At 68.1% G+C, this 8,071-nt stretch carries 6 protein-coding genes; 4 read left to right on the forward strand and 2 right to left on the reverse strand.

Features of this window, described 5'->3' with window-relative positions:
- Window positions 1-79: 79 nt before the first annotated feature.
- Entirely contained in the window at window positions 80-1,006 is a 927-nt protein-coding gene (locus tag AB0M20_RS16510) for a LysR substrate-binding domain-containing protein (RefSeq protein WP_364298870.1), read from the reverse strand.
- A gap of 80 nt (window positions 1,007-1,086) precedes the next feature.
- Here AB0M20_RS16510 and AB0M20_RS16515 point away from each other — a divergent pair, with 80 nt between their 5' ends.
- Genes AB0M20_RS16515 through AB0M20_RS16525 form a run of 3 tightly spaced genes read left to right on the forward strand, consistent with a single transcriptional unit; the run spans window position 1,087 to window position 4,446 of the window.
- Complete coding sequence (locus AB0M20_RS16515) at window positions 1,087-1,773, forward strand: succinate dehydrogenase cytochrome b subunit (protein WP_364298879.1); 687 nt, start codon at window positions 1,087-1,089, stop codon at window positions 1,771-1,773.
- A 1-nt stretch (window position 1,774) separates the two neighbouring features.
- On the forward strand, window positions 1,775-3,700 hold the full coding sequence (locus AB0M20_RS16520; protein ID WP_364298871.1) for a fumarate reductase/succinate dehydrogenase flavoprotein subunit: 1,926 nt from the start codon (window positions 1,775-1,777) through the stop codon (window positions 3,698-3,700).
- On the forward strand, window positions 3,700-4,446 hold the full coding sequence (locus tag AB0M20_RS16525) for a succinate dehydrogenase/fumarate reductase iron-sulfur subunit (RefSeq protein WP_364298873.1): 747 nt from the start codon (window positions 3,700-3,702) through the stop codon (window positions 4,444-4,446). Before AB0M20_RS16520 ends, AB0M20_RS16525 begins: the two co-directional genes overlap by 1 nt.
- A gap of 5 nt (window positions 4,447-4,451) precedes the next feature.
- Here the strand turns inward: AB0M20_RS16525 and AB0M20_RS16530 are convergent, their stop codons facing one another.
- Window positions 4,452-6,134, reverse strand: a complete 1,683-nt coding sequence (locus AB0M20_RS16530; protein WP_364298875.1) for a DUF262 domain-containing HNH endonuclease family protein — start codon at window positions 6,132-6,134, stop codon at window positions 4,452-4,454.
- A 278-nt stretch (window positions 6,135-6,412) separates the two neighbouring features.
- Between AB0M20_RS16530 and rox the strand changes: the two genes are divergently transcribed.
- Window positions 6,413-7,840 carry a rifampin monooxygenase gene (rox, locus tag AB0M20_RS16535; protein ID WP_364298877.1) on the forward strand — a complete coding sequence of 476 codons (1,428 nt, stop codon included), beginning with the start codon at window positions 6,413-6,415 and terminating at the stop codon, window positions 7,838-7,840.
- Window positions 7,841-8,071 lie beyond the last annotated feature (231 nt).

An 8,071-nucleotide genomic window follows, 5' to 3' on the forward strand; every position in this document is an offset into this window, starting at 1 on the left:
CCGGCCGGGCGGGAGCGGCGGCCCGCGGTGCGCGCCCTGATCGACCACCTGCACCGCGAGGCCCGACAGGGGCGGGTGCTCAGAGCACCGTGACGCCCTCCGGGAGGGCGCCCTCCACTGTGATGTGCGCGAGGATCTGCGACCGCAACGCCGCCGCCGCGTGTGGCAGCACCGATCGCCGGCGATGCGCCAGCGCGATGGTCCGGCGCAGACCCGGCGCGGCCAGCGGCGTCGCCCGCAGCAGCGGCCGGTTCGCCAGCACGATGCTCGGCACCACCGCCACGCCCAGCCCTGCCTCGACGAAGGCCAGCACCGCGTCCATCTCGCCGCCCTCGACCGCGAAGCGCGGCGTGATGCCCGCCTGCCGCAACGCCTCCAGGGTCACGTCGCGCAGGTCGTAGCCGGCCCGGAACATCACCAGCGGCGTGTGCGCGAGCTGGGTGAGCTCGAAGTGCGGCGAGATGGTCGGCGGCGGCCCGGCGGCGTCGGACGCGATGACCAGGTTCTCGGCGAGGATCGGCAGCGCGTCGAGGGCCGGGTCGACGCCCTGCTCGGGCCGGACGATCAGGGCCAGGTCGAGCCGGTGGTCGAGCAGGTCGGCGCTGAGGTCGGACGAGCCGCCCTCGCTCACGTGCAGGCGGATGCCGGGGTGGGCGCCGCGAAACGTACGCAGAACGGCCGGCACCAGCGACGAACACAGGCTGGGCGTCGCGCCCAGCCGCACCTCCCCCCGGCGCAGCCCGGCGATGTCACCCACCGCGACCATCGCGGCGTCCGCATCGGCGACCATCCGCTGGGCCATCGGCAGCAGCGCCTCCCCGGCCACGGTGAGGGTCACCGACCCGCGTTCCCGGTCGAAGAGCGGCGCCCCGAGCGAAGCTTCGAGCGTGTGAATCTGCTTACTCAGTGTCGGCTGAGCCACACCGACCGCCTCGGCCGCTTGGGTGAAATGCCGGGTTTCAACGACCGCCAAGAAGTACCGGAGTTGCTGCAGCTGCATGTCCATAGCTTACGTCTATGAAGACTCTGCACAGCATGCATTAGACGAATCGTCGGCGACTGCATAACGTCCGAGTCGTGGTAGTTCTGGACAGGCCGAAGACGAGCCCGGCCCGCAGCACGGTCTCGCTCAAGATCCTTATGGCGGTGACCGGCCTGCTGCTGGTCGCGTTCCTCTTCGCGCACATGGCCGGCAACCTGAAGATCTTCGTGGGCGCCGAGTCCTTCGATCACTACGCGCACTGGCTGCGCGGGCTGGGCGCGCCGCTGCTGCCGGAGACCTGGTACCTGTGGATCCAGCGCGCCGGGCTGACGGTCGCCCTGATCGGGCACGTCGCGGCCGCGACGATTCTCGCGCGCCGCGCTCGAAAAGCCAGACCCGTCCGGTACGCGCACCGCCCCAAGGTGCAGGGCAGCTACGCCGCGCGGACGATGCGCTGGGGCGGCGTGATCGTGCTGCTCTTCGTGATCTACCACATCCTCGACCTGACGACCGGCACGCTGAACCCGATCGGCGACAAGGCCCACCCACACGCCAATGTGGTCGCCGACTTCGCGCCCGACCGCTGGTACGTGACCCTCTTCTACACGCTCGCGGTGGTGGCCGTCGGCCTGCACCTGCGGCACGGCATCTTCAGCGCGGCCCGCACGCTGGGCCAGCAGTCGCCCCGCGGCGAGCAGCGCGCCCGCCGCGCGGCGCTCGCGCTCTCCCTCATCCTCGTGATCGGCTACCTCTCGGTGCCGTTCGCCGTCCTGACCGGATTGGTGAAGTGACATGGAACTCTGGGAAACCGGCGAGCCGATCCGCGACACCGCCGCGCCGGACGGCCCGATCGAGACGCGGTGGGAGCGGCGGCGCTTCGACGCCAAGCTGGTCAACCCCGCGAACCGCCGCAAGCTGACGGTGATCGTGGTCGGCACCGGGCTGGCCGGCGGGTCGGCGGCGGCGACGCTGGCCGAGGCCGGATATCGCGTGCGGTCGTACTGCTACCAGGACTCGCCGCGGCGGGCGCACTCGATCGCCGCGCAGGGCGGGATCAACGCGGCGAAGAACTACCGCAACGACGGCGACTCGATCTACCGGCTGTTCTACGACACGGTGAAGGGCGGCGACTTCCGGGCGCGGGAGTCCAACGTGTACCGGCTGGCGCAGGTGTCGGTGAACATCATCGACCAGTGCGTGGCGCAGGGCGTGCCGTTCGCCCGCGAGTACGGCGGGCTGCTGGACAACCGGTCGTTCGGCGGCACGCAGGTGTCGCGGACCTTCTACGCGCGCGGGCAGACCGGCCAGCAGCTGCTGCTCGGGGCGTACCAGGCGATGGAACGGCAGATCGCGGCCGGCAACATCGAGATGCACGCGCGGCACGAGATGCTCGAGCTGATCGTGGTCGATGGGCGGGCCCGCGGGATCGTGGTGCGCGACCTGGTCACCGGTGAGATCACGACCGACCTCGCCGACGCGGTGGTGCTGGCCTCCGGCGGGTACGGCAACGTGTTCTTCCTGTCCACCAACGCCAAGGGCTGCAACGTCACGGCGACCTGGCGGGCGCATCGCAAGGGCGCGCTGTTCGCGAACCCGTGCTACACGCAGATCCACCCGACGTGCATCCCCGAGTCGGGCACGCACCAGTCGAAGCTCACGCTGATGAGCGAGTCGCTCCGCAACGACGGCCGGGTCTGGGTGCCGCTGCGGAAGGACGACCAGCGGGCTCCGGGCGACATCGGTGAGGACGAGCGCGACTACTACCTCGAGCGGATCTACCCGTCCTTCGGCAACCTGGTCCCCCGCGACATCGCCTCGCGTGCCGCCAAGAACGTGTGCGATGAAGGTCGCGGGGTCGGGCCGGGCGGGCTCGGTGTCTACCTGGACTTCGCGGACGCCATCCGGCGGCTGGGCCGCGAGAGCGTGGAGGCCAAGTACGGCAACCTGTTCGAGATGTACCAGCGGATCACCGGCGAGGATCCGTACGTCGTACCCATGCGCATCTATCCCGCCGTGCACTACACGATGGGCGGCCTGTGGGTCGACTACGACCTGCAGTCCACGATCCCGGGTCTCTTCGTGATCGGTGAGGCGAACTTCTCCGACCACGGCGCCAACCGGCTCGGCGCCTCCGCGCTGATGCAGGGCCTGGCGGACGGCTACTTCGTCCTCCCCAACACGATCAACAACTACCTGGCCGCCGGGCCCTTCCCCGACATCTCCGCCAGCCCCGCCGTGGCCGAGGCACGTGCGGCGGTGGAGAGCCGGCTGGAGAGGTTGCTGTCGGTCGACGGCGACCGGACCGTCGACTCCTTCCACCGCGAACTCGGCCACATCATGTGGGAGTACTGCGGCATGGAACGCACCGAAGAGGGCCTGACCAAGGCGATCGGGCTGATCCGCGGGCTGCGCGACGAGTTCTGGACCCGGGTGAAGGTGCCCGGCACCGGCGAGGAGCTCAACCAGAACCTGGAGAAGGCGGGCCGGGTCGCGGACTTCTTCGAGCTGGCCGAGCTGATGTGCATCGACGCGTTGCACCGGCGCGAGTCGGCGGGCGGGCACTTCCGCGCCGAGAGCCAGACCGACGACGGCGAGGCACTCCGGCACGACGACGAGTTCAGCTACGTCGCCGCCTGGGAGTTCGGCCCGGTTCCGACACTGCACAAGGAACAGCTCGACTTCGAGTACGTCCACCCCAGCACCCGGAGCTACAAGTAATGGATATCGAAGTTCGCGTCTGGCGCCAGTCCTCTGCCGAGGACAAGGGCCGCATGGTCAGCTACGACGTCAAGGACATCTCCCCCGACGCCAGCTTTCTCGAGATGCTCGACGTCCTCAACGAGAAGCTGATCCTCGACGGCGACGACCCGATCGCCTTCGACCACGACTGCCGCGAGGGCATCTGCGGCATGTGCGGCATGATGATCAACGGGGTGGCGCACGGCCCGGAGCGGGCCACCACCACCTGTCAGCTCCACATGCGACACTTCAAGGACGGCGACACCATCGACGTCGAGCCGTGGCGGGCGCGGGCGTTCCCGGTGATCAAGGATCTGGTGGTCGACCGCAGCTCGTTCGACTCGATCATCCAGGCCGGCGGCTACATCACCGCGCCGACCGGCACGGCGCCGGACGCGCACGCGACCCCGGTGGCGAAGGCGGACGCCGACCTGGCCTTCGAGGCGGCCACCTGCATCGGCTGCGGCGCCTGCGTGGCGGCCTGCCCGAACGGCTCGAGCATGCTCTTCACCGCGGCGAAGGTGTCGCACCTCGGGCTGCTGCCGCAGGGCCAGCCGGAGCGGGCCACCCGGGTGATCGACATGATCGAGGCGCAGGACGCGGCGGGGTTCGGTGGCTGCACGAATGCGGGCGAGTGCACCACGGCCTGCCCGAAGGGCATCCCGCTCAACCTGATCGGCCGCCTCAACACCGATTACCGCAAGGCGTTACGCGGCAAGCTCTGACAAGGTCAGAGGCGCCAGAGGACTCGGAGATGCGTCAGAAGTTCCTGCTGACGTCGCGCCAGAACAGCAGGCGTCCACAGCGGCTCGTGAAGCACTTGGGACGTCAACGGAAAAGGAGAAGTGCCGGACCGACCGGTGAAATATCCGGTCTTCTTGGCCTCGAACTCACGATTACTGGCCTCCGCGTTCTTCTGGCGGGTCAGGAGAACGAGATTCGCCATGCGGTGCACCCAATAGGCGTGTTCCGCTGGACTGAACTGCTCGAGCCATCGGCTGCCCGCCTTTGGGTGTTGCGGAAGCACGTGCTCGACCGTGATCACGGGATGGTCGTAGTTCGCGCCACCGGAGGACAGAGTGCTGTCCAGCCTCAGCATGACGTACTTCCGGAGCCGGGTAACGGTATAGATCTCCCCGTCGAGTAGGTCAGCGGTAAGCGCCCGCTCCAGTTCGTCGAGTTGAAGCGGTCCATCCGTTCGAGACAGATCAGCCCCTCGCTCGATCTCCGCGAGCACGCGACCGTACCGCTCGATGCGCTGGGACACATCCATCCGGCGGATGTGCATGCTCGCAGCCAGACGGTCGAGATCTCTGATGAAGGTCAGTACCGCCGACGGACTACCGCCGTGCCGGCTGAGGTAGCTGATTGCGGGCGGAATCCAGTCGGTGTTGTCCAGCAGGTTGAGCGCGCGCAGTACGTCGTTGATCTGATCGGCGCCGTGGTCTGCCACGAATGTTCCGTCGCGGACGGACTCGAAAGCGTCGGAGTAGGGCACCAGGACGTGGTTGATGAAGTCTTGGGGATCCGACACTCGAGACAGCACGGAGGCACGGAACTCTCGGAGGATGGTCGCGCGCAACTTCGTTTTCGAGTAGACCATTCGGATGTGCCCGAAGAGATCGGCGAAGTCCTGCCGACCCAGATCTTCTTCTTCGCTCTCCCAGACTGCGGTGTAAGCGTCCTGCTTCGCGACGGGTATCTGGCCGATGATCTCCGACTTCAGAATGTCACTGTGGGTGAGGCTTAGCCCTCGTTCGTTCAAGACGGTAAAGATCCGGTATGCGGAGTCGAAATCCTGAGTGGAGACCACGACGAGATACGTGTACCGGTCTATGAACATCACCAGCCGCCGGCACTCTTCCTCCGTGAGAGCGCTGAGTCGTCGGCGGAAGAGCTGAGCGTTCGTGACAAGGTTGCGTTGGCTGTCGGTCAGCGCGGCAACGGCCACCGAGTCGATACGGTCGATGCCGTCCCGGTCCAGTATCTGCTTCTCCAGGAATGGGTGGTCCTTGTCCCGAAGCGTTAATCGGGGCTGGTCCAACGTGCCCTTGATGGGGTCACCCTGCTGGTAGATGCGCTTGTTGAGCGAGCTCACGTACGTCTCGGGCAGAAACTGCCTCAGGACACTCAGCAAGGTCATCAAGGTCGTGAGCCGCTGCTGTCCATCAACGACCTCGGCCTCGGCCTTTCCCTCTTCTTTGACGAGAACTACGCTCCCCAGGAAGTAGGGATCGGAGTTCTCCAGCTTGTGCTCGCAGCGCGCAGCCGTGACCAGGTCGTCCAGCATCTCTCCGGCTTGATCCGTTGTCCACGCGTATGGCCGCTGATAACCCGGGATGGCGAAGCGGTACGCGTCGCTGAAGATATCGCCAATCGGTCGTTCCGCCGCCTGGATCCGGGAACCGGCCACTCCACCCACCTCAAATTCGACAGCCAGCCGATCCCGTCGGCCTGAGTGCGAATTCGAAGTCTTGCACCTGGGATCCTCAATAGATACCGGCCGAGCGGACACCCGGCAGATCCGGCCCGCGAGGCCTGCAGTACGCAGAGGCGCGATCGACCAAAAAGAAAGGCAAGGAGTCATCTACTCCCTGCCACTATTAACATATACCGCAAAGGGGGCCTTGCGGCAAGACCCGGGGTGAGGCGCAGAATCGGCGGCCGAAGCCAAACCTGACGGGGGTTTTCATGATCGACGTGATCATTGCCGGCGGCGGACCGACCGGATTGATGCTGGCCGCCGAGCTGCGGCTGCACGGCGTGCACGTGCTCGTGCTCGAGAAGGAGGACGAGCCGGTCGCTCGGCCCGGTGCACTCGGCCTGGGCATTCGTACCCTGGAAGTGATGGACCAGCGCGGCCTGCTGGAGCGGCTCCTGCCGCTGGGCCAGAAGTACCCGGTCTTCGGTTTCGCCGGGATTCAGAAGCCGGTGCCGGACCGGCTGGACACCGCGCACGCGTACGGCTTCGGCATCCCGCAGGCACTCACCGAGCGCGTGCTCACCGAGCATGCCGTCGAGCTCGGCACCGAGATCCGGCGCGGCAGCGAGCTCACCGGTCTGATCCCGGACGACGACGGGGTGACGGCCGAGCTGGCCGACGGCACCCGGCTCCAGGCGCGCTATCTGGCCGGCTGCGACGGCGGCCGCAGCGTCGTGCGGAAGCTGACCGGCGTCGGCTTCCCCGGCGAGCCCGCCACGGCCGAGTGGCTGCTGTTCGACGTGCGGGTGGACGTTCCGGCGGACACGTTCATCGCCGCGATGACCGAGGTACGCAAGACGGTGCTCGGGTTCGGCGCCGGACCTCAGGGCGACGGCGTGTTCCGCGTCGTCACGCCCGCCGAGGGGGTGGCCGGCGACCGCGCCGTCCCGCCGAGCCTCGACGAGCTCAAGCAGCAACTGCGCAAGTTCGCCGGCTCCGACTTCGGCGTGCACTCACCGACCTGGCAGTCCCGCTTCGGCAACGCCACCCGGCTGGCCGAGCGGTTCCGCGTGGGCCGGGTGCTGCTGGCCGGCGACGCGGCGCACGTCCACCCGCCGACCGGCGGGCAGGGTCTCAACCTCGGCATCCAGGAGGCGTTCAACCTGGGCTGGAAGCTGGCCGCCGAGGTGGCCGGATGGGCGCCGGACGGGCTGCTGGAGAGCTATCACGGCGAGCGGCACCCGGTGGCGGACGACGTGCTGAACACCACCCGCGCGGTGGCGGAGCTGATCTCCCATGAGCCGGGTGCCCAGGCGGTGCGGCGGCTGCTGTCGGAGCTGATGGATTTCGAGGACGCGAACCGCTACCTGGCCGAGAAGCAGGCGGGGATCGGGGTCCGGTACGACTTCGGCGAGGGGCATCGGCTGCTCGGCCGGCGGCTGCGGGATGTGCCGCTGAAGCGGGGGCGGCTCTACGAGCTGATGCGCGGCGGTCGTGGGCTGCTGCTCGATCAGACCGGCAAGCTCTCCGTCGAGGGCTGGGCGGACCGGGTCGACCTCGTCGCCGACGTCAGTGAAGAGGTCGACGTGCCGGCGGCGCTGCTGCGGCCCGACGGCCACGTGGCCTGGGTCGGCGAGGACCAGCGGGAGCTGACCGATCAGCTGCCGGCCTGGTTCGGCCCGCCGACGCCGCGGTAGATGAAGTCGGTCAGCGCCCGTCGTATGGTCCGGCGCCTCGCGCCACGCCGACCGCGGGAGAGCCAAAGTGGTAGCCCACCCACCCGACCAGCCCCGGAGAGGTGGGTGAGCTACCACTTGTCGCTTGCACGCACGGGCCCGCACCGACGCTGGCCGACCAGCCCTCGAGCTACCAGTGTCTGCTGGTCAGAGGAGGGCTCGGCGGACCGTCACCACCAGCTGGGCGAAGCC

Source organism: Actinoplanes sp. NPDC051633, from assembly GCF_040681735.1.
In the GTDB taxonomy this organism is placed as follows: domain Bacteria; phylum Actinomycetota; class Actinomycetes; order Mycobacteriales; family Micromonosporaceae; genus Actinoplanes.